Origin of the sequence: Kocuria sp. SL71 (assembly GCF_026672465.1) — a bacterium.
GTDB lineage: Bacteria > Actinomycetota > Actinomycetes > Actinomycetales > Micrococcaceae > Kocuria > Kocuria palustris.
Genome location: NZ_JAPPRE010000001.1, coordinates 1,686,850 through 1,713,094, shown reverse-complemented (window position 1 = coordinate 1,713,094; position 26,245 = coordinate 1,686,850). Strand labels below are relative to the sequence as shown.

Genomic DNA, 26,245 nt, shown 5'->3' with positions numbered 1-26,245 from the left:
GCTCGGGGGTGCGGTGCGGATGTTCGGGGGGTCAGTTCTTGCGCAGCAGGACGCGGCGGATCGAGTGGTCCGAGTCCTTGGAGAGGATCAGCTGCGCTCGGCCGCGGGTGGGCCGGACGTTGCGGACCAGGTTCGGCTCGTTGATGCGGCGCCAGATGTCGGTGGCGACCTCCTCGGCCTCCTCGTCGGAGAGGCTCGCATAGCGGTGGAAATAGGAGTCCGGGTCGGCGAAGGCGCCGTGTCGCAGCTGCTGGAAGCGCTCCACGTACCAGCGCTCGATGTCCTGGGTCCGGGCGTCGACGTAGATGGAGACGTCGAAGAAGTCGCTCAGGGCCAGGGCCGCGCGGTCATCGGGCCCGATCTTGGCGGGGGCCAGCACATTGAGGCCCTCGATGATCACGACGTCCGGGGCGGTGACCACGACCTCCTCGTCCGGGAGGATGTCGTAGGTGACGTGCGAGTACTTGGGCGCCCGGACCTCCAGCGCCCCGGACTTGATGTCAGCCACGAACCGCAGCAGCGCCCGACGGTCGTAGGACTCCGGGAAGCCCTTGCGGTGCATCAGGCCCCGGCGCTCGAGCTCGGCGTTGGGGTGCAGGAAGCCGTCGGTCGTCACGAGCTGGACGTTGGGCGTGGACGGCCACCGGGCCATGAGCTCGCGCAGGAGGCGGGCGGTGGTGGACTTGCCGGCGGCCACTGACCCCGCGATCGCGATGACGAACGGGGTGCGCGCGTGCTCCTGGCCCAGGAACTGATTGGTCGAGTTGTTCAGCGCGGTGGCGGCGGTGTCGTAGAGGGTGAGCAGCCGGGACAGGGGGAGGTAGACCTCGCGCACCTCGTCGGCGTCCAGATGATCTCCCAGGCCGCGCAGGCTCTCGATCTCCGCCTCATCCAGCGGCAGCTCGATCTCATCGGACAGGCGCGACCACGTCAGCCGGTCGAGCTCGACGAACGGCGACAGTCGGTGGATTCCGGGGGCTGTGCTCATCGGCGCCATCGTAGTCCGCCGAGGCGGCGCGCCCCGATCCAGGCGGTCCGTGATGACCTCCTGCGAAGGATCGGGGGCAGCGCACCGGGATTAGGCTGGCTCGCATGATCATCGGCAGCGGCATCGACGTGGTGGACATCCAGCGGTTCGAGCGGCAGCTCGAGCGCACGCCCAGGCTGCGCGAGCGTCTTTTCGTGCCCAGCGAGCGGGTGCTGCCGCTGCAGTCGCTGGCTGCGCGCTTCGCGGCCAAGGAGGCCGCGGCCAAGGCGCTGAAGGCGCCGCCCGGCATGATCTGGCAGCACTGCTGGATCGAGAAGACCGAATGGGGCGCCCCGATCCTGTGCACCGAGGGCACGGTGGCCCGGGAGGCGGCCCGTCAGGGGATCGACCGGTGGCACCTGAGCATGTCCCACGACGGGGGCCTGGCCATGGCCTACGTGATCGCCGAATCGACGGGCTCAGCGGATCCGGAATCGTTCGGCTCGGCGGACCCCGACGACGCCGAGGCGGTGCTGTGATGCGCCCGGGGTTCTCGGGAGAGGCCGTGCGCACGGCCGAGCAGCCGCTGCTCGAGCACGGCAGGGGCCCGGCGCTGATGGCGGTGGCCGCGCACGGCCTGCAGCTGCACTGCCGGCGCCTCCTGCGCACTCGTCGGGGGCGGGTCGCCGGATCCCGCGCCGTGGTCCTGGCGGGCAAAGGCAACAACGGCGGGGACGGGCTCTGGGCGGCCGCTGCGCTGCGCCGCGCCGGTGTGGAGGTGACGGCGATCCCCACGGCCGACTCGCTGCACGAGGACGGCGCTCGCGCTCTGCGGCAGGCCGGCGGAGTCGTGAGCGCATGGTCGCTGGACGACGAGCACGTGGAGCAGGCCCTGGACCTGCTGCTCGGCGCGGACCTGGTGATCGACGCGGTGCTCGGCACCGGGGCCTCCGGCGGGCTGCGCGGTGCCATGGCCGAGCTCGCGCGATCCTTCGACCAGCGCTCGCAGGAGACAGGGGAGCAGGGGCCCGTCGTCGTGGCCGTCGACGTCCCCTCCGGGCTCAGCGCCGACGGCGGGGCGCTCGAGGGTCCTGTGCTTCCCGCCGCCTCCACCGTGACCTTCGGCGCGGCCAAGACGGCCCAGCTCACCGCCCCCGGCGATCGGCTGTGCGGCCGTGTGGAGGTCGTGCCGATCGGCATCGAGGCGCACCTGCGATCCCCGGACGTCCTGCGGCTCGAGGATCGCGATCTCGAGGCGCTGTGGCCGCGCCCGGTCGGCTCGGACCACAAGTACACCCGCGGCGTCGTCGGGATCGTGGCCGGGTCCGAGGAGTACCCGGGGGCCGCTCTGCTGACGGTGCACTCGGCGCTGGCCGCCGGGACCGGCATGGTCCGGTACCTGGGCGATGAGTCCACGCGCAGGATGGTCAACCTGACGAGCCCCGAGGCCGTGGTCTCCGATAGTGCCCCCGCCGACGAGCATGTGCAGGCCTGGATCGCGGGCCCGGGCGCCGTCGACGAGGCGCAGCACCAGCGCTGCGAGCAGGCGCTGGCCGAAGCGCTGCAGCGCAGGATCCCTGCGGTGCTCGATGCCGGAGCCCTGGAGATCGCCGGGCGCAGCCTGGCCGACACGCGGCTGCGGCCGTGGATCGTGCTCACCCCGCACGCAGGCGAGCTGGCCGAGCTGCTGCGCTGGTGCGAGGCCTGGGACCGGCTTCCGGAGGGCGTCGCGGCTGCCGAGCGCGAGCAGATCGAGGCGGACCCCGTGCACTGGGCGCGAACGGCCGCCCGGGCGACCGGGGCCACCGTCGTGCTCAAGGGCGCCACCACGACCGTCGCGGCTCCGAGCACCGCGGAGGGCGCGCCGGACCCGGACGACGACCGGGACGGCGCATCCTGCGTCCTGACGGCCGGAGACGGCAGCCCGTGGCTGGCCACCGCCGGCTCCGGGGACTGCCTGGCCGGCATGCTCGGAACGCTGCTGGCCCACGACTCCGCCCAGCCGCAGCGGCTCGAGCGCGCCCTGGGCCCGTGGCTGGCCGACAGCCCGCTGCCCGAGCATCTGCGGGGCGGTCTGCGCGACCGGCTCGCAGGCGACGGGCGCTGGTCGCTGCTGGCGGCGCTGGCCGTGGTGCTGCAGGGGCGCGCCTCGCGGCGGGGAGGAGAGGGCCCGCAGCCCTGCCGCCCCGAGGACATCCGCGCGGCCCTGACCCGCGGGGACGCGGGATCCGGGGCGGATCTGGGCAGCTGAGGGGGGCCGAGCGCGAACGGACGGGGGCCGTCCGGCCCTGATGTCGGCACCTGCGCTAGGCTCGGTGCAGTGCGCCGACGCACCGGGAGTCCTTTCTGTCTGCGTCCCTCGAGGGTCAGGCGGCGGATCCCGAACCCCTACACCTTCAGGAGATCATCGTCGTGACCGAAGTCTGGCCCGGAACCGCTTACCCCCTCGGGGCGACCTTCGACGGAACGGGCACCAACTTCGCTCTGTTCTCCGAGGTCGCCGAGAAGGTCGAGCTGTGCCTGTTCGACGACCAGGGCACCGAGGAGCGCATCGAGGTCGAGGCCGTCGACGGCTATGTCTGGCACTGCTTCCTGCCCAACGTCGAGCCCGGTCAGCGCTACGGCTACCGCGTGCACGGCCCGTGGGACCCGTCGCAGGGCCTGCGATGCAACCCCTCCAAGCTGCTGCTGGATCCCTACGCCAAGGCCGTGGACGGCTTCGTGCGCGAGTGGGGCCAGCCGCTGTTCTCCTACGAGTTCGGTGACGAGGACTCCTTCAACGACGAGGACTCGGCCGAGCTGATGATGAAGGGCGTGGTGATCAACCCGTTCTTCGAGTGGCAGGGCGACCGCCCGCCCAAGCGCGAATACCACAAGTCCGTGATCTACGAGGCCCACGTCAAGGGGCTCACGCAGCAGCTCGACGAGATCCCGGAGAACGAGCGCGGCACCTATGCCGGCGTGGCCCACCCGGCGACCATCTCGCATCTGAAGAAGCTCGGCATCACCGCGATCGAGCTCATGCCGGTGCACGAGTTCGTGCAGGACTCCACGCTGCTGGAGAAGGGCCTGCGCAACTACTGGGGCTACAACACCATCGCGTTCTTCGCCCCGCACCACGACTACTGCTCGACCTCGACCCTCGGCGGGCAGGTCCAGGAGTTCAAGGCCATGGTCCGCGCCCTGCACCGGGCGAACATCGAGGTCATCCTGGACGTGGTCTACAACCACACGGCGGAGGGCAACCACCTGGGGCCCACGCTGTCCATGCGCGGGGTGGACAACAACGCCTACTACCGCACCGTCGAGGACAACCCGAAGTTCTACATGGACTACACGGGCACCGGTAACTCGCTCAACGTGCGCCACCCCCATGCGCTGCAGCTGATGATGGACTCGCTGCGCTACTGGGTCACCGATATGCACGTCGACGGCTTCCGCTTCGATCTGGCCTCGACCCTGGCTCGCGAGTTCTACGACGTCGACAAGCTCTCGACCTTCTTCGAGCTCGTGCAGCAGGATCCGATCGTCTCCCAGGTCAAGCTGATCGCCGAGCCGTGGGACGTCGGCCCCGGCGGCTACCAGGTGGGCAACTTCCCGCCGCAGTGGACCGAGTGGAACGGCATGTACCGCGACACCGTGCGGGACTTCTGGCGCGGCGAGCCCTCGACCCTGGGCGAGTTCGCCTCCCGCATCACGGGCTCGGCGGACCTGTACGAGAACAGCGGACGCCGCCCGTTCGCCTCGATCAACTTCGTCACGGCCCACGACGGCTTTACACTGCGCGACCTCGTGTCCTACAACGAGAAGCACAACGAGGCCAACGGCGAGGACAACAACGACGGCGAGTCGCACAACCGCTCCTGGAACTGCGGTGTGGAAGGCCCCACGGACGACGCCGACGTCCTGTCGCTGCGCGCACGGCAGCAGCGCAACTTCATCGCCACGCTGATGCTCTCCCAGGGCACCCCCATGCTCCTGCACGGCGACGAGCTCGGACGCAGCCAGGGCGGCAACAACAACACGTACTGCCAGGACAACGAGATCTCCTGGATCGACTGGGACGCCGCCGACGCCCCGCTCGTGGAGTTCACCTCCGCGCTGATCCACCTGCGCCGGGACCACCCCACGTTCCGCCGCGCGCAGTTCTTCGACGGCCGTCCGGTCGAGATGGACGAGCGCACGGACGAGGATCCCATGCCGGACATCGCCTGGATCAGCACCGACGGCTCGGCCATGACGCCGGCCGACTGGGACGAGCCCCTGTCCCGCACGCTCGGGATGTGGCTCAACGGCCATGGCATCACAGGCAAGGACGCCCGCGGTCGCCAGATCACCGACGTCGACTTCCTGGTGTGGTTCAACTCCTCCCCGGAGGACATCACGTGCACCCTCCCGCCCGCCGAGTACGGATCTACGTGGGAGGAGCTGCTGGACACCGCCGGCGAGCACGGCAACGGCTCGGTGCTCACGCACTCGACGGAGTTCGTGCTCAAGCCCAAGTCCATGGTGGTGCTGCGCCAGTGGGATGAGCCCGAGGACGAGCCGGACACCTCGGTGGCGGCCTCCGTCGCCGCCTACGCGTCCCAGGCCCAGCCGGACGAGTGAGCCGCGAGCCGGGTGATCCCGGCTCGCCTGAGACTGGGGCCAGTCCCGACCGATCGGGGCCGGCCCTCCCACCCAGGATCCGCAGCAGGAGAGGTGCTCCTGCACCAGCACACGAGGAGACCACGTGCGCATTCCCGCCTCGACCTACCGACTCCAGATCACCCCCGACTTCGACCTCACCGCAGCAGTCGAGCAGCTCGAGCGCCTGCAGGCGCTCGGCGCGGACTGGGTCTACCTCTCGCCGGTCCTGCGCTCCGTGGGCGGCTCGGACCACGGCTACGACGTGGCCGATCCCACCGAGGTCGACCCGGCCCGCGGGGGCAGGGATGCTTTCGACCGCTTCTGCCGCTCGGCGCACGAGCTGGACCTGGGCGTGCTGGTGGACATCGTGCCGAACCACCAGGGCGTGGCCTCCCCGCCGGAGAACCCGTGGTGGTGGTCGCTGCTGCGCGACGGACGCGGCTCCGAGCACGCGCAGGCCTTCGACGTCGACTGGGAGTCCTTCGGCGACCGGGTGATGATCCCGGTGCTCGGCGACGACGCCGACGAGGACGGCACTCCGCGCCCGGGTCGGGCCGACCAGGCGCTGGAGCAGCTCGAGGTCGAGCTGCGCGACGGGCAGCCGGTGCTGACCTACTTCGACAACGTCTACCCGGTGGCCGAGGGCACGGCGATGTTCGATGACGACGGCCGGGCCACGGAGCCTGCCCGGATGATCCACGAGCGGCAGAACTACCAGCTGGTCAACTGGCGCCGCGGGGATGCTGCCCTGAACTACCGCCGCTTCTTCACGATCGCCACCCTGGCGGGGATCAGGGTCGAGGACCGCCAGGTCTTCGAGGACTCGCACGTGGAGGTCCGTCGCTGGATCGACGAGGGCCTGGTGGACGGGCTGCGCATCGATCACCCGGACGGGGTGCGCGATCCCGCGCAGTACCTCGGCTGGCTGGCCGAGCTCACCGGCGGGCGCTACACCCTGATCGAGAAGATCCTGGAGCCCGGGGAGCTGCTGCCGCGCGAATGGCTGGAGCAGGGCCTGACGGCCGGCACCACGGGCTACGACGCCCTGGGTGTGATCGACCGGCTGCTCGTGGACCCGGACGGGGAGTACCCGCTGACCGCTCTGGACGCCTCCCTGCGCGCCGGCTCGAGCGCCGAGCAGGCTCAGGAGGGCGACTGGGAGCGGATGATCCACGGGACCAAGCGGGCCGTGACGGACGGGTCCCTGCATGCCGAGGTCGAGCGCCTGGCCCGCGAGGCCTCCGTCGAGCCCGCCCTGGAGGGCGTCTCGCACGAGACCCTGGTGGACGCCCTGAGCGAGGTCCTCAGCTGCTTCGGCGTCTACCGCACCTACCTGCCGTGGGGCTCGGAGCACCTGGCCGAGGCGCTGGAGGCCTCGCAGGGCTCCCGTCCGGAGCTGGCCGAGGTGCTCACCGCTCTGGGCCCGGTCCTGGGGCTGGGGGTCGAGGACGAGTCGGAGCTGACTCCGGCGGCACGGCGCTTCCAGCAGACCTCCGGCATGGTCATGGCCAAGGGCGTGGAGGACAGTGCGTTCTACCGCTACTCCCGTCTCACCTCGCTCACCGAGGTGGGCGGGGATCCGTCGTCGTTCTCGCTGTCCGCTCAGGAGGCCCACGACGAGTTCGCGCGTCGTCACCGCGACGAGCCGCTGGCCATGACGACCCTGTCCACCCACGACACCAAGCGCTCGGAGTCGGTGCGCGCGCGGATCAGCGTGCTCGCCGAGATCGGGGAGAAGTGGGCCGTGGCGCTCGCCTCCGTGGAGCGCGATGCCCAAGCCAGGGGCGTCGGTCCGCTGGCCGATCGCACGCTGGTGAACCTGGTGCTTCAGGCCATGGTGGGGGCCTGGCCCATCAGCCGCGAGCGCGCCGTGGACTACGCACTGAAGGCCGCCCGCGAGTCCGGGACCGCGACCGCATGGGTCGACGGCGACGAGGCCTTCGAGGCAGATCTCAGCGGGCTGATCGACCTGGTGCTGGAGGACCCGGCCGTGCGCGGCACGGTGGAGGGCATCGTGCGTCGAGTCCAGGCACCGGGCTGGTCGAACGCGCTGTCGCAGAAGCTGATCCAGCTCACCGTGCCCGGCGTGCCGGACGTCTACCAGGGCTCCGAGCAGTGGGCTCCTGCGCTCGTGGATCCGGACAACCGCCGACCGGTGGGCCACGCCGAGATCGCGCAGCGACTGGCCGCCCTCGACGAGCGCCGCGACGATCCCTCGGTGGCGCGCGAGCATTCCGTGCCCGCGGTGGACGAGACCGGCGATGCCAAGCTGCTGGTGACCTCGCGGGCGCTGCGTCTGCGCCGCGACCGCCCGGAGCTGTTCTCGGACTATGCACCGCTGCAGGCGGAGGGCGAGCAGGCAGAACACCTGTTCGCTTTCGACCGCGGCGGTGCGCTGACCCTGGCGACGCGGCTTCCCGTGGGGCTGGAGGCTGCCGGCGGTTGGGGCGAGACAAGCCTGGTGCTGCCCGACGGGCTGTGGAAGGATGCCCTCACCGGCGGCAGCTTCAGCGGGACCGTGCGGGTCGGGGACGTGCTCGACCTGCTGCCTGTCGCACTGCTGGTCCGCGACTGAGCTGTTCCACCGTCATACCGAACGAGCATTCTCCGAGGCGGGCGCACGCGTCGTCTCCCCACCGCAGAACGGAGGACGACATGTCCTACTCCGCAGGAAACGGCCGAGCCCCTCTGGATCGCTTCGACGTCTTCGCCCCGCATGCGGCGGGTGTCGTCGTGCGCATCGACGGGCAGGACCACGAGATGATCAAGGCCCTCGACCTGCCGGGGCACAGCCCGCGCGGGCTGGAGCCGGCTCCCGAGTACGCCTCCGGCGAGCACAGCCCCATGGGCTGGTGGACGCTGCCGGACGAGGCCGCCGAGTCCGTGCCGTCCACGACGGTGCGCTACGGCTACATCCTCTCCAAGGTCCTGGACCCGGGCACGCCCGAGGAGCGCACGATCGAATCGGCCGTGCTGCCGGATCCGCGCTCCATGCGCCAGCCGCAGGGCGTGCACGAGCTGTCATGCACCTACGACCCCGCCGACTTCGAGTGGACCGACCTCGACTGGGGCGGGGCCGATCTCGAGGACACCGTGCTCTACGAGATGCACATCGGCACCTTCACCCCGGAGGGCACCTTCGAGGCCGCGATCGAGCACCTGGATGCGCTCGCCGAGCTGGGCATCGACGCCGTCGAGGTCCTGCCCGTCAACGGGTTCAACGGCTCGCGCAACTGGGGCTACGACGGCGTGGCCTGGTACACGACCCAGGAGGAGTACGGCGGGCCGATCGGCCTGCAGCGCTTCGTGGATGCCTGCCACGAGCGCAACCTGGCCGTCGTGCTGGACGTCGTCTACAACCACCTGGGCCCATCCGGGAACTACCTGCCCGAGTTCTTCGAGGTCTTCACCGCCGGTGCCTCCTCGTGGGGCGAGCAGATCAACCTGGACGACTTCGGCTCCGACGGGGTGCGCGATCACATCCTCGACAATGTGCGCATGTGGCAGGAGGACTTCCACGTCGACGGCTTCCGCATCGATGCCGTGCACGCGCTCAAGGACTCCCGCGCCCGCCACATCCTCCAGCAGATCTCGGACCGTGTGGCGGAGACCTCGCAGCGCACCCGTCGTCGTGCCTTCACGATCGCGGAGTCGGACCTCAACGACGTCCGCATGGTCGAGGACACGCAGCGCAACGGTCTGGGCATGGACGGTCAGTGGCTCGACGACTGGCACCACGGCGCGCACTGGGCGCTGTCGGGGGAGTCGCAGGGCTACTACGAGGACTTCGCCTCCCTGGGCGCGCTCGCCAAGTCGATGACCGGCGCGTTCTTCCACGACGGGTCGTTCTCGTCCTTCCGCGGCCGCTCCCACGGGGGGCCCGTCGACCCGCAGCGGCAGAAGCCGTGGCAGTTCGTGACCTACACGCAGAACCACGATCAGGTGGGCAACCGGGCGACCGGCGACCGCTTCCCGCAGACGCTGTCCACGGATCGCCTGATCCTGGCCGCGGCCCTGCTGCTGACCCAGCCGTACACGCCCATGATCTTCCAGGGCGAGGAGTGGGCGGCCTCGACCCCGTGGCCATTCTTCACCGCGCATCCGGAGCCCGAGCTGGCCGATGCCGTGCGCAGCGGCCGCAAGGCCGAGTTCGCGCGCATGGGATGGGACGAGGACTCCGTCCCGGATCCCCAGGCGCAGGAGACCTTCGACTCGGCGATCCTGAAGTGGGATGAGCGCGAGCAGGGCGATCACGCGAAGGTGCTCGCCGCGTACCGGGAACTGATCGACCTGCGCCGACGCACCCCCGAGCTGCGCGGCGGCTTCGAGACGATCCGCACCGAGTTCGAAGAGGACGGCCGCTGGCTCGTGCTGCACCGCGGCCCGGTGTCCGCAGCCTTCAACTTCGGCGACGACGCCGTGGACGTGCCGCTGGGCGGTGCCGCTTCGTCGGTGCTGTGGAGCCACGGCGCCGAGGAGCCGGCCGGGGAGTCCATCCGTCTCCAGGGCAGTGGCGCAGCGGTGCTCAGGGCCTGAGAGGCTGTGCTGGACGGTCCGCCATGATCCAGCGGCCTCCGCTTCCTCCAGGGAGCGGAGGCCGCTTCGGCTCCGAAGCGGTGCGTCCTGCTGCTCCCATTGCGCTGTCGCCGGGCGGTGGAAGGATGGGCACATGCTGATCTACGGAGATGACACCCGCTGGACGCCCGCCGAGGACCGCTACGAGTCCATGCCCTACCGCACGCTCGGGACCTCGGGCCTGAAGCTGCCCGCGATCTCGCTGGGGCTGTGGCACAACTTCGGCGATGACAAGCCCATGGCCACGCAGAAGCAGATCCTGCGTCAGGCCTTCGACTCGGGCATCACCCACTTCGACCTGGCCAACAACTACGGCCCGCCCAACGGCTCGGCCGAGCTGAACTTCGGGCGCGTGCTCAAGGAGGACTTCGCCGATCTGCGCCAGGAGATCGTGATCTCCTCCAAGGCCGGCTGGGACATGTGGCCGGGCCCCTACGGCTTCGGCGGCTCGCGCAAGTACCTCATCGACTCGCTCGATCAGTCGCTCGAGCGCATGGGCCTGGACCGGGTGGACATCTTCTACCACCACCGTCCGGATCCGGAGACCCCGATCGAGGACACTATGCGCACCCTGGACCGCATCGTGCGCTCGGGCCGGGCGCTGCACGTGGGCATCTCCTCCTACAGCGCCGACGACACCGCCCAGGCCCAGCAGATCATGCGCGAGCTCGGCACGCCGCTGGTCATCCACCAGCCGTCGTACTCGCTGCTCAACCGCTGGATCGAGGAGCCCTCCGAGAACGCGGACGGCCCGGCCGGCGGCAAGAACCTGGTGCAGGTGCTGGGGGAGGCCGGTATGGGCTCGATCGTGTTCACGCCGCTGGCCCAGGGCATGCTCACGGACAAGTACCTGAACGGCATCCCGGAGGACTCGCGCGCCGCGGCCTCCAAGTCCCTGAACCCCGAATGGCTCACGGACGAGAACATCGAGCGCATCCGCGGGCTGAACGAGATCGCTCAGCAGCGCGGTCAGACCCTGGCGCAGATGGCGATCGCCTGGACCCTGCGCCCGCAGGACGGCGGGCAGGTCACCTCCGCGCTGGTGGGAGCCTCCTCGGCCCGGCAGATCGCCGACAGCGCCAAGGCCGTGGAGAACCTCGAGTTCTCCCAGGACGAGCTCTCCCGCATCGACGAGCTCGCTCGGGACGCCGGGGTGAACATCTGGGCCAAGGCCACCGAGTCCACCAAGGACTGAGCATGGACCGCTGAGGGGCCGCCTGCCGGTCGGCGGCTAGGCAGCACGAAGGGGACGCCTCCGAGTGGAAGCGTCCCCTTCGTCGTGCCCGCACCCTGCGCTGCGGGCGAGCGCTCAGCGGATCGGCAGCCCGGCCCGCTCGAGCACGAAGTCGGTCAGCGGGGCGTAGGCCTCGGGCGGGATGTTGTCGTCCATCGGCACGACGACCTCGATCAGGCCCTGCTGCTCGCCCACGAACGGGGCAGGGTCATTGCAGTCGGCGATCGCGATCACCCGCGCCCCGCGGGAGCCGGCGGCACCTGCCATGCCGTGATCGGAGACCACCAGATCAGGCAGGAACGAGGGATCGCCGGCCTGCTCGGCGAGGCGATCGAGGGCCAGTTCCATGGGCTCCGGGCGGTGCGTGTGCCGCAGTCCGCCGTACTGCTCGACCATCATCACATCCGAGACCTGGCGCACCTGCCCGTCGTCCCACGGGATGCCGCCGTGCATGTGCAGCACCTCGGCACCTGCCGCGCGGGCGGCCGCGGCCAGGCGGGAGTAGATCGGAGGCAGGGCCGCGGGGTGAGCCGTGGCGAAGAAGATCGTGGCGCCGGGTCGCACGGCGTCGGCGAGCACCGCGGCGTAGCGCTCGAGCGCGGCCACGCACAGCTGGGCGCTGATCGTGTCCACGCCCTCGGTGAAGGACGGGTCGGCGCTGATGCCGACGCGCTCGACCATGAGGCGGAAGACACCGTCGTACGTGGTGCCCGGAGTCGGGGTGACGCCCATGTACTGGTGCTCGGAGGAGTTCAGGAAGCCCTGGATGTTCGCCAGATTGGCCTGCCGGGGCGTGGCCACCGGGCCGGTCGCGTGGAATCGGTCGAGGTGATCTGCCAGGTCCTGGGGGCTCAGCGCTGAAGTCGTCATGGCTGCCACTGTAGGTCCGGGCGTGATCCCCCTCTGCGACGGGGCATAGACCTGCTCGACGTGGGCCCGTGCTGCGGCCGCCCAGGAGAAGCCGCGGGCGCGCTCGGCGGCGGCACGGCCACGACGGGTCAGCTCCTGGGGATCGCCCAGAGCCTCCCGCAGCGCCTCGGCCCACGCCTGCGGGGTGCGCTGACCGACGAGCCAGCCGGTGCGGCCGTCGTCGAGCGCTGAGCGCAGCCCGCCGGCATCCGAGGCGAGCACCGGGGTACCGCAGGCCTGGGCCTCCAGGGCCACCAGGCCGAAGGTCTCCGACGACGACGGCACCGCCCAGAGATCCGCCCGGCGCATGGCGGCGGCCAGCTCGGTCACGGGCAGCGAGCCGAGCCACTCGGCCCGGTCCTCGATGCCCAGAGTCCGGGCCTGCTGGTGCAGGGAGTCGGTGAAGGCGTCGTCGCCCACCCCTGCCAGCAGCAGGCGGGGAACCGGGGCCTTCGGATCGGCGGCCAGCAGGCCCATCGCCTCCAGGAGGATCTGCGGGCCCTTGAGCGGCTGTAGGCGCCCCGCGAAGCCGATCACCGGCTCGTGGTCCTGGCGGGCAGCGGACTGCGGCTCAGAGGACGGAGCGTCGGGAGGCTGCGGGCCGTCCGGGCGGAACACCTCGAGGTCCACGCCCGGGGCGATCACGTGGGTCCGGGCGGGGTCGGCGTCGTAGAGCTCGCGCATCTGCTCGGCCTCGGCGGCGGTGTTGACCACCAGGGCCGAGGTCTCGCGGATCAGGCGCTGCTCGGCGCGCTCCCGGACCTCCGGCTCGAGGGCCTCCCCGGCGGCCGCCTGCGCGTTCTTGCCGCGGGCACTGGTGTGCAGGGTCAGCGCGAGCGGGATGCCCCAGTCCTGCGCCAGATCCCGGCCGACCTCCCCGGAGAGCCAGTAGTGCCCGTGGAGGACATCGGGGCGGGGCAGCAGCTGCGCAGCGGCGGCCCGCAGAGCCGCGGCGACGGCGGGCAGATGCCGCGGCAGCTCGTCCTTGGCCGTGCTCGCGGTCTCGGGCAGAGTCACGCTCACCAGCCGCAGCCCCGGCAGCTCGCCGACGGGCTGGGCCGTGACGGTCTGCGCCGGACGCCGCTGCCCGGGGTGCTCGCTGTCGCGCCACAGGGTGATCAGGTCCACCGCATGGCCGAGCCGGGCCAGCTCACTCGCCAGCTGCCGGACGTAGACATTCATCCCGCCCGCATCTCCCTGGCCGGGCTGGCGCAGGGGAGAGGTGTGCAGGCACAGCATCGCAATGCGCAGGCACTTCTGCGACGGACCGGTCGGAGCGGCGCAGGGATCTTCGGAGGTGAGCACGCGAACACTCTAGGGCCGCTGGGCGCGCGACCACGGTGCCACAATGGTCCGGTGAGCACCGATCCCCAAGCCCCTGACACCCGCAGCCAGCCGCCTGCCGCAGCGTTCGTCGCCCAAGACGTCCATCGTCAGGGCGCGGCGCCCGAGCGAAGCGCGGTCGTCGATCTCGCCGCGATCCGCCACAACGTGCGGGTGCTGGCCGAGCTCGCCCATCCTGCCGCCCTGATGGCCGTGGTGAAAGCCGATGCCTACGGCCACGGTGCGGTGCCGGTGGCCCGTGCAGCACTGGTCGCAGGGGCGCAGGGCCTGGGCGTGGCACATGTGCGCGAGGCCCTCGAGCTGCGCGAGGCCGGGATCCGCGCCCCGATCCTGGCCTGGCTGCACACCGCGGACACCGACTTCGAGACTGCGCTGCAGCGGGACATCGCTCTGGGGGTCTCCGGTGCGGAGCTCTTCGAGATCGCGGCGACGGCCCAGCGGATCGGGCGCACGGCTCGGATCCACCTCAAGGTCGACACCGGCCTGGGCCGCAACGGCTTCGCGCTGTCGCAGTGGCCGCAGGTCCTCGAGACCGTCCGCGGGCTGGAGCGAGGCGGTGCGCTGCGCGTCGACGGGATCTTCTCCCACCTGGCCGTGGCCGATGAGCCCGAGCGCCCGGAGACCGATGAGCAGGTCGAGGCCTTCGCCGCCGCCGTGCGGCAGGCACGGGAGGCGGGGCTCGCCCCGCGGTTCACCCACCTGGCGAACACGCCGGCGACCCTGTCGCTCGGTCAGCCGGGTGCGCTCGCGGATCCGCAGACCATGCGCGGGGACATCGTGCGCACCGGCGTGGGGCTCTACGGCGTCTCGCCGTTCGCCGATCGCAGCGCCCAGGAGCTCGGGCTGCTGCCTGCCATGACCCTGCGGACGTCGGTGGCCAACATCAAGCGGGTCCCCTCGGGCCAGGGGATCTCCTACGGGCTGAGCTACCGCACCTCCGAGGCGACCACCCTCGCGCTGATCCCCATGGGCTACGGCGACGGCGTGCCGCGCGTGGCCACCGGGGCCCCGGTCATGATCGAGGGCCGCACCTACCCGGTCGTCGGGCGGATCGCCATGGACCAGATGGTCGTTGACCTGCGGACCACGGAGGACATGAGCCATCTGCTGGGTGCGGAGGCGGTCCTCTTCGGCGGCGAGGGCGCCCCCTCGGTGCGCGAGTGGTCCGAGGCCGCCGGGACGATCGACTACGAGATCATCACCCGGATCTCCCCGCGCGTGCAGCGGGTGCACGTGGACACCCGCGCCGACCTCGCGTTCGACCGGGTGGCGCAGGAGCGTGCGGCCCACGCTCGGGCCGACGCATCCGAGACGGGCCAGGGCCGCGCCGATGGCTGAGTCCGACGGCAGCGCGCCGCGCTGGGAGCGCACCGTGCAGGTCGGCTCGACGATCGAGACCCAGCGCCTGGCCGAGCGGCTGGGACGCGAGCTGCGAGCCGGTGACCTGATCCTGCTTGACGGCCCCCTCGGGGCCGGCAAGACGACCTTCACGCAGGGCCTGGGCCGCGGCCTGGGAGCGGTGGAGGGGATCATCTCGCCCACGTTCGTGCTGGCCCGTCGCCACCCGAACGACGCCCACGGCCCCCGTCCCGGCGCCCCGGGGCTCGTGCACGTGGACGCGTACCGGCTGGCCGATGCGGCCCAGGTCGAGGACATCGACCTCGAGGAGACCCTCGCCGAGTGGGTGACGGTCATCGAGTGGGGGCGCGGCAAAGTCGAGGGGCTCAGCGACTCTCGGCTGGAGATCGAGATCGAGCGGCCGCAGGGAGGGCAGCGCTCGCTGTCGGACGTGCTGGCGGAGTTCGCCGCGGACCACGACGAGGACGAAGCTGCGGCCGTCGACGAGCCGCGGACGCTGCGGCTGCGCGGCATCGGCCCACGCTGGGACCGTGTGCCGAAAGCGCTGCACGACTTCGCCGACCAGGGCTGAGCTCACGCTGCCCGTGCGCGGGGCGGGTGCTCCGGCGGTCGTCTTCGACGCCGTGCAGGAGCAGCTTGAATGGCAGCGCGAGGTCTACATCGACCTCCACGCCCACCCCGGGCTGTCCATGCACGAGACCCCGCACCAGCGGCATCATCGCCGAGCGCCTGGAGGTCTTCGGCTTCGAGGTCCAGCGCCTCGGCGGCGGCGTGGTGGGCGTGCTCGCCAACGGTCAGGGCCCCGTGGCGATGAACCGGGCGGACTTCGACGCCCTGCCGGTCGAGGAGAGGACAGGGCTGGACTACGCCTCCACCGAGACGACCACCGACGAGGACGGCCGCACCGTCCCGCTGATGCACGCCTGCGGCCATGACATGCTTGTGGCCGCGCTGCTGGGCGCTGCCGGTGCGATGGCGGCGCACCAGGAGGCATGGTCCGGGACGTTCATCGCGCTGTTCCAGCCCGGCGAGGAGATCGCCGCCGGCGCCCGCTCCATGGTCGACGACGGCCTGATCGAGAAGGTCCCCGCCCCCGAGGTGGTGCTGGGCCAGCACGTCATGACCCATGAGGCCTGCACCATCGGCACCAAGGCGGGACCCATCCTCTCGGCGGGCGATTCGATCGAGATCACCCGGCACGGCTCCGGCGCCCACGGCTCCATGCCGCACCTGAGCGTGGACCCGGTGGTGCTCGCCTCCACGATCGTGATGCGACTGCAGACGGTGGTGTCCCGGGAGATCCCGCCGTCGTCGTTCTCGGTGCTGACCGTGGGCTCGATATAGGCCGGGTCCAAGTCCAACATCATCCCCGCCACGGCCACGCTGCTGCTGAACATGCGCACCTACGACGAGGATGTCCGCTCCACCATGATCACCGCCCTGGAGCGGATCGTGCGCGGCGAGTGCGAGGCGGCCGGCTGCCCCCAGGAGCCCGAGTTCCGCTACTACGACCAGTACCCGCTCACCGACAACGACGACGACGTCAGCGCCAAGGTCACCGAGGCCCTGCGCGCCCAGTTCGGCGATGCCGTGTTCGAGCAGAGTCCGCAGACCGCCTCGGAGGACTTCAGCATCGTGCCGAGCGCCTTCGGCGTCCCCTACACCTACTGGACGGTCGGCGGCGTCTCGAAGGGCCGCCTCGAGAGGGCCGAGTCCAGCGACGATCCCGCGGACCAGATCGCCCCCAACCACTCGTCGTACTTCTACCCGGACATCGATCCGACCCTCGAGTCCGGTACCAAGGCGCACCTGGCGGCCGCGCTGGCCTGGCTGGGCTGACCCGCTCTCCGACGAGGCCGCAGCTTCGCAGTCCCTCAGCACTTATGGGATGCGAAGGTGCGGCCTCGAGCGTCCGGGTGGAGGAATCTCTGATCGGCCCCAGCCGATGCGTCGACGTCTTCAACCACTCGTGACCGGCAGGTCCAGGGGCATTCAGCGCCAGTTCGGGTACGGGAAACCTGAGGCGGGGACGGTGGGGCCTTCCCCCGAAACCCGCTCCCCATGAAGGACCCATGTCACCCACCACGGCCCCGCACACCCTGAACCGACGACGGCTCCTGGAGCTCGGAGGCCTGACCGGCACCGCGCTCGCCCTGGGCATCAGCGCCCCTGCCGAGGCGAGCGAGTCCGGGGAGGCAGCCGGGGCGACGTTCGGGCTGGGAGTCGCCAGCGGCGCACCGCGCCCCGACGGCGCCGTGCTGTGGACGCGTCTGGCCCCGGACCCACTGGCCGAGGACGGGCACGGAGGGATGCCGCTGCGGCCGGCGCCGGTGCGCTGGGAAGTCTCCCGGGACCCGGAGTTCACCCGCGTGCAGCGGCGGGGCAATGCCCTGGCCCAGCCCGAGCTGGCGCATTCCGTGCATCCTCGCGTGGAGGGGCTGGCTCCGGACACGCAGTACTGGTACCGGTTCCGATCCGGCCAAGAGGTCAGCCCGGTGGGGCGGTTCCGGACCCTGCCGGCCCCGGGACAGCAGACCGACGCGTTCTCCTTCGGCCTGGTCTCCTGCCAGGCCTGGTACCACGGGCACTTCACCGCGCACCGCCACCTGGCCCAGGAGGAGGACCTGGACCTCGTGGTCTTCGTGGGGGACTACATCTACGAGTACGGGATCACAGCGGACAACCTGTGGCGCCAGGGCGCGAGCGTCGCGCCGGCGCACGAGGTGGAGATCGAGACCCTCGAGCAGTACCGGCTGCGCTACAGCCTCTTCAAGTCGGATGCGCACCTGCAGGCCGTGCATGCACGGGCGGCGGCCGTGGCGGTGTGGGACGACCACGAGGTCCAGAACAACTACGCCGCGGCGGTCTCCGGCAAGGACGTGTCCCCCGAGGACTTCGAGCATCAGATCGCGGTGGCCTACCGGGCGTTCTACGAGAACATGCCCCTGGACCTCGAGGCCCTGCCCACCGGCCCGGACGCGGACATCACGAGCGGCTTCGACGTGGGCACGCTGGCGCGCTTCAGCCTCCTGGACTCGCGGCAGTTCCGCGATCCGGAGCCTGCCGATGCCCAGGAGCAGAACCGGGAGCAGCGAACGATCCTGGGAGCCCAGCAGGAGTCCTGGATCGAGGGCCGCCTGTCGCAGAGCACTGCGACCTGGGACGTGCTGGCCAACGGGGTCGTGCTCACGGCCGTCTCCGAGGACCGCACCGACATGTGGGACGGCTATCCGGCAGCCCGCCGACGCCTGATGGCGGCCATGTCCGAGGTCTCCAACCCGGTCATGCTCACCGGTGACATCCACAAGCACGTGGCCGCCGAGCTCAAGGAGGACTTCGCGGATCCGTCCTCCGAGACGATCGGCGTCGAGCTGGTCTGCACGTCGGTGGCATCCGACGGGGACGGATCCGAGACCGATGCCTACACCGCGGACTGGACCCGCCACCCCTACGTGCGCAACTACGACGGGCGCCGCGGCTACGTCCACGTCCGGCTGACCCCGCAGGAGATGACCTCGAGCTTCTGGGTCGTGCCCTGGATCGAGGCCGATGACACAGCGCCCAAGGAGCTCTCGGCGCGCTTCAGCACCCGAGCAGGAGAGCCGGGACTCGCCCCGGCCGGAGAGGACCGAGCATGAGCCCTCGCCCGCAGACCGTCCAGGGCCTCGAGGCCGAGGCGGGGATCGGCCGCCTCGAGCTGCGGTGGCAGGCGCTGGCCTGGGAGCCGCTGATCGATCACTACCGGATCTACTCGGGAGCACCCCGGGCCGGGGGGCGTGAGCCGGACCCGGAGCACCTGGTGGGCCGGACCGTCTTCCCGCGCTTCGTGCTGGACGGGCTGGACCCCGCTGGGGAGCAGCACAGCCTCACGGTCATCGCCGTGAGCGATGCGGGGCGCCTGTCCCTGTCCAGCCGGCCGCTGATCGCAGCCTCGCAGGCCTCGGTCACCGAGACCGGCACGGAGCTGGCCGCGATCGGCTCCTTCGACGGGAGGACCCACGAGCTGCAGTTCGCCCCGAAGGACTACGCGAAGATCCCGAAGACCTACCCGCAGGCGCTCATCGAGTTCCGCCAGGGCGACGACGAGCCCCGTCAGGCCTGGCCGTACCTGCTGCCCGGCCCCGGCGACGCCTGGGCGGGCCGGAAGTCCTATCGGGCCCGCTGGGTCGTGGAGCTCGACGAGGCCCCGGGCACGACTGATCTGGCGCTGTGGCTCGTGGACACGACCTCGCTGGGCGGGAGGCTGGACATCGCCGTCAACGGGACGCCGGTGCGCGGCATCGAGCTGCCGCGGGGGTCGAACAAGGGCTCGCGGCAGGGCGATGCCACGGCGACCGGCTCGCCGCTCAAGCGCTCGCGCCACGAGCTCGAGCTCCCGGCCGGGGCCCTGCGCGCCGGTGAGAACACCGTCGAGTTCGTCCTCGCCGAGGGCGGCTGGGTGGCCTGGGACGCTCTGGGCCTGTTCGCGCGCTGAGCGGGGACGTGAGGCGGCGGCTTAGACTGACCCGGTGCTTCTGCTGTGCCTCGACTCATCCTCCGCCGCCTCCGTCGCGCTCCTGCAGGTCGACGACGACCCGGGACTCCCTTTCGGCGATCACGGCGCCTCGCCCGGGAAGGCCCGGGTGCTGGCCGAGTGGTCGACCGAGGACACCCGCAGCCACGCCGAGGTGCTGAGCCCGGCAGTCCAGGACGTCCTGCAGCGGTCCGGGACGGCGCCCGAGGACCTGTCCGGCATCCTGGTGGGCACCGGCCCCGGGCCCTTCACCGGCCTGCGCGCGGGCCTGGTCACAGCACGGGTGCTCGGATTCGCCTGGGACCTGCCGGTCTGGGGCATGACGAGCCTGGCCGCTCTGGCGCAAGACGTCGCGGCGCTTCCGCAGCCGCCGTCGTCCTTCGTCGTGGCCGCCGACGCCCGGCGCCGCGAGGTCTACTGGGCGCAGTGCCGGCTGCAGGGCACGGGGGCGCCGCTGCTGGTCGACGGACCTCGCGTCGGTCCTGCCCAGGAGCTGCCCGAGCTGCCGGTCTACGGCCGCGGTGCCGGCCTCTACGCCGAGCAGCTGCCGCAGGCCGTCGTCGAGCCGGTGCCGGGCGGGCCGCAGCAGGCGCCGTCGCAGTGGCAGGCGAGCGCGGCGTCGCTGGGGATGGCCGCCGCCGAGGCGCTGGCCGCGGGCCAAGAGCTCTCGCAGGACCTTGCTCCGCTGTACCTGCGCGAGTCCGACGCCAAGGTGCCCGGGCCTCGGAAGAAGGCCGGGGCGTGAGCGGGCCGTGGCAGCTGCGCACGGCGGCGCTCGAGGACGTCGCCGCACTGCACCGCCTGGAGCGGGAGCTGTTCCCGGGCGATGCCTGGTCCGAGGACATGCTCGCCGCCGAGATCTCGCATGAGACCCGCCGCTACCTGGTGGCGGTCCAGGACGAGCGGATCGTGGGATACGCCGGCGTGATGGTGGTGGCAGAAACCGCCGACGTGCAGAACATCGCGGTGATCCCGCAGCTGCGCGGGCGCGGCCTGGGCTCGGCCCTGCTGCAGGCGCTGCATGAGATCGCGAGTCGGCGCGGTGCGCAGGAGGTCCTGCTGGAGGTGCGCGAGTCCAATGAGACGGCGCAGTCGCTCTACCGGCGCTTCGGCTACACGGAGATCGCCCAGCGCCCGCGCTACTACCCGGACGGGGAGACTGCCGTGATCATGCTCGCCCCGCTGAGCGCCGACGGAGGTGCTTCCGAGGCAGTCGGCACTCAGCGCCCGCCGAGCACGACCGACCTGACGAGCCACATGGACCTGTCCGCCGCAGCGCACGACGACCCCCGGGAGGACCCGCGATGACCACGACCGACAGCCCCCTGGTCCTGGGCATCGAGACCTCGTGCGATGAGACCGGCGTGGGCATCGTGCGTGGGCGGCGCCTGCTGGCCAATGCCGTGGCCTCCTCGATGGACCAGCATGCCGTCTTCGGCGGGGTCATTCCCGAGATCGCCGCCCGCGCCCACCTGGAGGCCATGACGCCCACGATCGAGGAGGCGCTGCGCACCGCAGGGGTGCGCCTGCAGGATCTCGATGCGATCGCCGTGACCGCAGGCCCCGGTCTGGCCGGCGCCCTCATGGTGGGCGTCTCTGCCGCCAAGGCGCTCGCACTGGCCACGGGCAAGCCGCTGTACGCCGTGAACCACCTGGTCGCCCACGTCTCGGTGGGCCTGTTGGATCCCGACGACGACGGCGCCCCGACCTTGATCGCGGAGGACGGCTCCCTGGTGCCCGGTCTGGGTGCGCTGCTGGTCTCCGGCGGGCACACCGAGATCCTGGCCGTGCGGGAGATCGCCGAGGACGTCGAGATGCTCGGCTCGACCATCGATGACGCCGCCGGAGAGGCCTACGACAAGGTCGCCCGACTGCTCGGACTCGGCTACCCGGGCGGCCCCGTGATCGACCGCGCCGCCGCCGAGGGGGATCCGAAGGCCTTCCGCTTCCCGCGCGGTCTGGCCGCCGGCAAGTACATGGGCAGCGCGGAGGCGCCTGGCCCGCACCGCTACGACTTCTCCTTCTCCGGTCTCAAGACCGCGGTGGCCCGGGTGGTCGAGGCCTTCGAGGCCGAGGGCCAGGAGGTCCCGGTCGCCGATGTGGCCGCCTCCTTCCAGGAATCGGTGGCCGATGTCATCACGTCCAAGGCCATGCTGGCTGCGCGCGAGCATGGGCTGTCCACCCTGCTGCTGGGCGGGGGAGTGGCGGCGAACTCGCGACTGCGCGCCCTGGCCGCCCAGCGCTGCACCGAGAACGGCATACGCCTGGTGGTTCCGCCGCTGAGCCTGTGCACGGACAACGGCGCCATGGTGGCGGCTCTGGGCTCGCGGCTGGTCTCGGTGGGGGCGCAGCCGACCGGGCTCGAGTTCACCGCCGAGCCCGGGCTGCCCGTGGCCACGGTGTCCATGCCCGCAGCCGCGCTGCAGGCCTGAGCAGGACCGACGGCGCCCGAGTCCTCCCTGTCGGGAGAGCTCGGGCGCCGTCGTCGCGGGAGTTCGTGCCTCAGCCCCGCCGGGCCCGCTGCACGACGTCGAGGGCGGCGGAGCGCAGGTCGCCGTCGTGGGCGGTCACGGCGGCGCGCTGATGAGTGGAGCCGGTGCCCTCGGCGATGATCCGAGCCACGCCTGCGAGCTCCTCGACGCAGCCCAGGTCCACGGCGATCGGCTGCAGCCGCTCGAGCATGGCGGCCAGGTCGTCGGTCACGAGCAGCTCCTCCAGGGCGTTGTCCCGGATGATGATCGCCTCCAGCCCGTAGCGGGCTGCGCGCCATTTGTTCTCTCGGATCAGCCACGGGCGCATCTGCTCGACCTTGCGCCCCGAGTCCACGATCCGCGAGGCCTCCTCGGCCAGGCACTGGGTGAGCGCTGCGATCGCACTCAGATCCCGCACGGAGGTGGGGGAGTCGCAGAAGCGCATCTCGACCGTGCCGTACTTGGGCACGGGGCGGACATCGAGGCGGGATTCGCTGATGTCGTCGATCACGCCGGTGGCCAGCAGATCGGAGACGCACAGCTCGAAGTCCGACCAGTTCTGGAACGAGTAGGGGATGCCCGCGGTCGGCAGCTGCTGGAAGAGCTGGGCGCGGTGGGAGGCGTAGCCGGTGTCGAAGCCGTTCCAGTACGGAGAGTTGGCCGACAGCGCCAGAAGGTGGGCGTAATGGGCCAGCAGGTGGTCCTGGACCGGCAGGGCCTTGTCCTGTGAGTCGACGCCCACGTGGACGTGCATCCCGAAGATCACCATCTGCCGCCCCCAGTACTGAGCGCGGTCCAGGACGGTGAAGTAGCGGTCCTTCTCCACGACAGACTGGTCCTGCCAGCGGGAGAACGGATGGGTGCCCGCGGGGTAGATCTCGATGCCCTGGGGGTCGGTCACCCGGCGGATCTCACCGAGCATCTGCTCGAGCTGACCCACCGCCTCCCCGACGCTGCGGCACACCCCGGTGACCATCTCCACGGTGTTGTTCAGGAACTCGCCGGTCAGCACGGGGTGATCGCCGTCCTCGGCGCGCTGCGGAACCTGGCTGTGCACGGCAGCGAGGATCTCCTCCGCCCGGGGCACGAGCGCGCCGGTCTGGGCGTCGACGAGCGCGACCTCCCATTCGATGCCCAGTGTCGACTGCGGCGATGAGCTGAATTCGATGTTCATGGCACCTCGCTGGCAGGACGTCCGGGGATCCGCTCGGCGGCATCCGAGCGGATCCCACTGTAGAACAGCGCACAGCCCTCGCGGTGCGGATCGCTACCCTGGACGGCATGCCGCGTCATGAACTTCCCCCCGTCGACCGTCGCACCCCCGCCCTGCCGGACTCCGTAGCTGTCCGTGCCCGCTTTCGCACCCGTCGCGCCGGGCTCGGCCTCGTCCTCGCCGGAGGGCTCGTGCTCAGCGCCTGCGGAAGCCAGCAGGCGCCGTCGGAAGGGACGACGCCCTCCGGGACCGCCTCGGACGGGGCGAGTGCCGCGAGCCCGTCGGAATCCTCCGCCCGCTCCGAGGCCGGCTCAGGCGAGCAGGCCGCCGGACTGCTGCCCGATGAGCGGACCCGTGCCGCGGCCGAGGAGGCAGTGTCCGAGATGACGCTCGAGGAGAAGGCCGGGCAGGTTCTCCTGGCCACCTGGAGCGGGGCGGACCCTGCCTCGGTCGATGCCCAGATCAGCCAGATCGGGGATCTGCACCTGGGCGGTGTGATCGTCATGGGGGCCAACGTCCCCACCGCCGACGGGCAGGGGATCACGGAGGAAGCCGGCGCGGGCGGCGGCGCCTCGGACGTCGACGTGGAGGCCATGCGCTCGCAGAACGAGCGGGTCGGTGCGGCCCTGAGCCCCCAGGAGCGCAACTGGTCCGGGATCATCGGCGTCGATCAGGAGGGCGGCTCCGTCGCCCGCCTGGCCGAGCCCCTGACCGTCTGGCCCTCCGCGCAGACCGTCGGCGCCGCGGACGATCCGGAGCTGACCCGCGAGGCGGCCGCCGGGATGGGTGCAGAGCTCGCCGGGCTCGGCTTCACCATGGACTTCGCCCCCGTGGCCGATGTGACCAGCCCCGACGACGCCGTCGTCCAGGACCGCGCCTACAGCGACGACCCCGAGATCGTCTCCGAGCAGACCGTGGCCGCCATGAGCGGACTCTCCGATGCGGGACTGATCTCCTCGCCCAAGCACTTCCCGGGCCACGGCTCCGTCAGCACCGACTCCCACGTGGGGCTGCCGGTCCAGCAGACCCCGGTCGAGACCCTGAAGGATGAGGACTGGGCACCGTTCCGTGCCGCGGTCGACGCCGGCGCCCCGACGATCATGATGGGGCACATCGCCGTGAGCGACTGGACCGACCAGGTGCCCGCCACGCTGGAGCCGAAGGCCTACCAGGCGCTGCGCGAGGACCTCGGCTTCCAGGGGGCGGTCGTCACCGACGCCCTCGACATGGGGGCCCTGAAGGACGTCGTGGGACCGGGCCGACCCGTCGACTCGGGGGTCACCACCCCTGCCGGTGCGGCCCTGCAGGCCGGCGCGGATCTGCTGGTGATGCCCGAGGACGAGGCCGCTGCCCACGCGGACATCGTGCAGGCCGTGGAGTCCGGTGCCATCCCGCAGCAGCGCCTGGATGAGGCCGCCGCCCGCGTGGTGGCCATGCAGATGAGCTATGACCAGGCCCAGGAGTCGGCTCCGGTCGAGCCCGCGGAGCCCGGGAGCCATCAGGAGCTGGTCGCGCGCTTCGACGGCTGAGCCCGGCTGCCCGTCGCGGCGCTGAGGCCGCAGATCGGCAGCTGATCGACGTCGACGACATGCGGAGCTGCGGCTTCGACGAACGGGAGCGCCGAGGCCGCAGATCCGCAGCCGATCAGCAGCGATGGGGTGCGGTGGTGCGGCATCAGCTCAACGGCTCGACGACCAGGACCGCGCGGCGCTCGCCGGTGCGGCCCTGGTCGTCGGTGTCCCACAGCCGCGTGACGATCAGCGTGGCGCGGCTCGGCCCGGACGGCTTGAGCTGCCGGCGCAGCTGCTCGGGCGTGACGTCGGTGCCGCGCTTCTTGATCTCCAGGGTGCCGATCCGGTTCTGCTTCACCCAGGACTTGAGCACCTTGACGGTGTGGGGCAGGACCTCGCGCACGCGGTAGGCGCGGGCGAACGGGGTCGACGGGTCCTGGACGTCGGAGGCCGTCAGGTAGGCGATGCGGGGATGGACCAGGCGTGCACCCAGACGATCGCCCAGGTCCTGCACCAGTCCGGCGCGGATCACGGCTCCGTCGGGCTCCCAGACGACGTCGCCGGCGGCGATCGGCGGGACGGCGTCGTCGCTGTCCTCGGAGACCGTCAGGGGTGCGTCGTCGGGGTCTGGGAACGGCTCCGAGGAGATCAGCTCGTGGTGGCCCTGCTCGCCCATGACCAGGGCGGCGCGGCGGATCCCGGGGCGGGCCAGTGCTCCGAACCACAGCACGACCTCGACCACATCGCGGCGGTGGGAGATCCACTGCGTCTCGCACCCCTCTGGCACGGCCGCGTGCGGCAGGCCCGGACCCATCTTCACGCCCACCGGCATCCCGGAATCGGCCAGCGCCTCGACGAAGGACAGGGGAGGGGAGAAGGCTTCCGGATCGAAGATCCTCCGGGAGGCTCCGGCGGTCTCGCGGCGGGCCGGATCGAGCCACAGCGCCTCGGGGCGTCCGCCGGGCAGGCCGTCGAGGTCGAGGCTCTGGACGTCGGCCTGGACCACGCGGGTCTCGGGGAACGGCGTGAGGTTCACCGTCGCCACGGCCGCGGTGGTCTCATCGAGCTCCACGGCGGTGACGTCGAGCCCGGCGGAGGCCAGGGTCATGGCGTCGGCGCCGATCCCGCAGCCCAGATCGGCCACGCGGCGCACACCGGCCTGGACGTACCGACTGGCGTGGACGGCCGAGACGCTCAGCCGGGTGGCCTGCTCGAGGCCGTCCTGGGTGAAGAGCATGTGCTGGGCGAACTCGCCGAACTTGGCGGCCGCGGCGGTGCGCAGCCGCGACTGGGTCATGGCAGCGGAGATCAGCTCGGGGGCGAACCCCTCGGCGCGCAGCCGCGAGATCTGCTGGAGGGCCTCGTCCTCCCGATAGGGGCCCAGCCCGTCGAGCAGCCGCATGCCCTCGGGGGTGAGCAGCGCGGCCAGGGACTCGGCGGCGGTCTCGGGGGAGGGGGTCTCTTCCACGTCCTCGACCCTAGCCTCTGAGCGGACGGTGATCGACGGACCTGCGCGGCGA

20 protein-coding genes are annotated in these 26,245 nt (G+C 71.4%); 16 read left to right on the top strand and 4 right to left on the bottom strand.

Going from position 1 to position 26,245, the window contains the following annotated elements; genetic code table 11:
* Positions 1 to 31: 31 nt before the first annotated feature.
* A complete protein-coding gene (gene coaA, locus OVA15_RS07620) occupies positions 32 to 988 on the bottom strand; it encodes a type I pantothenate kinase (RefSeq protein ID WP_053448314.1) in 957 nt (318 codons plus the stop codon).
* A 104-nt stretch (positions 989 to 1,092) separates the two neighbouring features.
* Between coaA and OVA15_RS07615 the strand changes: the two genes are divergently transcribed.
* The 6 genes from OVA15_RS07615 (at position 1,093) to mgrA (ending at position 11,366) form a co-directional block, all read left to right on the top strand.
* Positions 1,093 to 1,506, top strand: a complete 414-nt coding sequence (locus OVA15_RS07615; protein WP_268144150.1) for a holo-ACP synthase — start codon at positions 1,093 to 1,095, stop codon at positions 1,504 to 1,506.
* Complete coding sequence (locus tag OVA15_RS07610; RefSeq protein ID WP_268144148.1) at positions 1,506 to 3,218, top strand: NAD(P)H-hydrate epimerase; 1,713 nt, start codon at positions 1,506 to 1,508, stop codon at positions 3,216 to 3,218. The genes OVA15_RS07615 and OVA15_RS07610 overlap by 1 nt, the downstream gene beginning before the upstream one ends.
* 161 nt (positions 3,219 to 3,379) lie before the next feature.
* Positions 3,380 to 5,575, top strand: a complete 2,196-nt coding sequence (gene glgX / locus OVA15_RS07605) for a glycogen debranching protein GlgX (protein WP_024289946.1) — start codon at positions 3,380 to 3,382, stop codon at positions 5,573 to 5,575.
* A gap of 124 nt (positions 5,576 to 5,699) precedes the next feature.
* Positions 5,700 to 8,171 (top strand): malto-oligosyltrehalose synthase, encoded by a 2,472-nt coding sequence (gene treY / locus OVA15_RS07600; protein ID WP_268144145.1) that lies wholly within the window; start codon positions 5,700 to 5,702, stop codon positions 8,169 to 8,171.
* 80 nt (positions 8,172 to 8,251) lie between these two features.
* On the top strand, positions 8,252 to 10,132 hold the full coding sequence (treZ, locus tag OVA15_RS07595) for a malto-oligosyltrehalose trehalohydrolase (protein ID WP_268144143.1): 1,881 nt from the start codon (positions 8,252 to 8,254) through the stop codon (positions 10,130 to 10,132).
* Positions 10,133 to 10,265: 133 nt separating this feature from the next.
* Complete coding sequence (mgrA, locus tag OVA15_RS07590; RefSeq protein ID WP_053447809.1) at positions 10,266 to 11,366, top strand: L-glyceraldehyde 3-phosphate reductase; 1,101 nt, start codon at positions 10,266 to 10,268, stop codon at positions 11,364 to 11,366.
* A gap of 114 nt (positions 11,367 to 11,480) precedes the next feature.
* On the opposite strand, the gene OVA15_RS07585 is transcribed toward mgrA, so the two are convergent.
* Positions 11,481 to 13,619, bottom strand: coding sequence for a phosphatase (locus tag OVA15_RS07585; protein WP_268144140.1), 2,139 nt, complete (start codon positions 13,617 to 13,619; stop codon positions 11,481 to 11,483).
* A gap of 51 nt (positions 13,620 to 13,670) precedes the next feature.
* On the opposite strand from OVA15_RS07585, the gene alr reads away from it, so the two are divergent.
* The 9 genes from alr (at position 13,671) to tsaD (ending at position 21,962) form a co-directional block, all read left to right on the top strand.
* Positions 13,671 to 14,996 (top strand): alanine racemase, encoded by a 1,326-nt coding sequence (alr, locus tag OVA15_RS07580; protein ID WP_326493270.1) that lies wholly within the window; start codon positions 13,671 to 13,673, stop codon positions 14,994 to 14,996.
* Positions 14,989 to 15,588: a tRNA (adenosine(37)-N6)-threonylcarbamoyltransferase complex ATPase subunit type 1 TsaE gene (gene tsaE / locus OVA15_RS07575; protein ID WP_024289951.1), complete on the top strand. Its 600-nt coding sequence runs from the start codon at positions 14,989 to 14,991 to the stop codon at positions 15,586 to 15,588. Before alr ends, tsaE begins: the two co-directional genes overlap by 8 nt.
* 65 nt (positions 15,589 to 15,653) lie before the next feature.
* Positions 15,654 to 16,361, top strand: a complete 708-nt coding sequence (locus tag OVA15_RS13260; RefSeq protein ID WP_326493269.1) for an amidohydrolase — start codon at positions 15,654 to 15,656, stop codon at positions 16,359 to 16,361.
* Between the two features lie 51 nt (positions 16,362 to 16,412).
* Positions 16,413 to 16,856, top strand: coding sequence for a hypothetical protein (locus OVA15_RS13255; RefSeq protein WP_326493268.1), 444 nt, complete (start codon positions 16,413 to 16,415; stop codon positions 16,854 to 16,856).
* A 233-nt stretch (positions 16,857 to 17,089) separates the two neighbouring features.
* A complete protein-coding gene (locus OVA15_RS07565; RefSeq protein WP_268144138.1) occupies positions 17,090 to 18,655 on the top strand; it encodes an alkaline phosphatase D family protein in 1,566 nt (521 codons plus the stop codon).
* Positions 18,652 to 19,491 carry a polysaccharide lyase family protein gene (locus OVA15_RS07560; RefSeq protein WP_268144136.1) on the top strand — a complete coding sequence of 280 codons (840 nt, stop codon included), beginning with the start codon at positions 18,652 to 18,654 and terminating at the stop codon, positions 19,489 to 19,491. The genes OVA15_RS07565 and OVA15_RS07560 overlap by 4 nt, the downstream gene beginning before the upstream one ends.
* A 34-nt stretch (positions 19,492 to 19,525) precedes the next feature.
* On the top strand, positions 19,526 to 20,275 hold the full coding sequence (tsaB, locus tag OVA15_RS07555) for a tRNA (adenosine(37)-N6)-threonylcarbamoyltransferase complex dimerization subunit type 1 TsaB (RefSeq protein ID WP_268144134.1): 750 nt from the start codon (positions 19,526 to 19,528) through the stop codon (positions 20,273 to 20,275).
* Positions 20,272 to 20,838 carry a ribosomal protein S18-alanine N-acetyltransferase gene (rimI, locus tag OVA15_RS07550; protein WP_268144132.1) on the top strand — a complete coding sequence of 189 codons (567 nt, stop codon included), beginning with the start codon at positions 20,272 to 20,274 and terminating at the stop codon, positions 20,836 to 20,838. The genes tsaB and rimI overlap by 4 nt, the downstream gene beginning before the upstream one ends.
* Positions 20,835 to 21,962, top strand: coding sequence for a tRNA (adenosine(37)-N6)-threonylcarbamoyltransferase complex transferase subunit TsaD (gene tsaD / locus OVA15_RS07545; protein ID WP_268144130.1), 1,128 nt, complete (start codon positions 20,835 to 20,837; stop codon positions 21,960 to 21,962). Before rimI ends, tsaD begins: the two co-directional genes overlap by 4 nt.
* A 70-nt stretch (positions 21,963 to 22,032) precedes the next feature.
* Here tsaD and OVA15_RS07540 read toward each other — a convergent pair whose 3' ends face one another.
* A complete protein-coding gene (locus tag OVA15_RS07540; RefSeq protein WP_268144128.1) occupies positions 22,033 to 23,175 on the bottom strand; it encodes a glutamate--cysteine ligase in 1,143 nt (380 codons plus the stop codon).
* A gap of 422 nt (positions 23,176 to 23,597) precedes the next feature.
* On the opposite strand from OVA15_RS07540, the gene OVA15_RS07535 reads away from it, so the two are divergent.
* The gene (locus OVA15_RS07535) at positions 23,598 to 24,743 is read left to right on the top strand and encodes a glycoside hydrolase family 3 N-terminal domain-containing protein (protein WP_268145653.1); all 1,146 of its coding nucleotides are present in this window, start codon (positions 23,598 to 23,600) and stop codon (positions 24,741 to 24,743) included.
* Between the two features lie 145 nt (positions 24,744 to 24,888).
* Here the strand turns inward: OVA15_RS07535 and OVA15_RS07530 are convergent, their stop codons facing one another.
* Positions 24,889 to 26,193: a class I SAM-dependent methyltransferase gene (locus tag OVA15_RS07530; RefSeq protein WP_268144126.1), complete on the bottom strand. Its 1,305-nt coding sequence runs from the start codon at positions 26,191 to 26,193 to the stop codon at positions 24,889 to 24,891.
* Between the last annotated feature and the right edge of the window lie 52 nt (positions 26,194 to 26,245).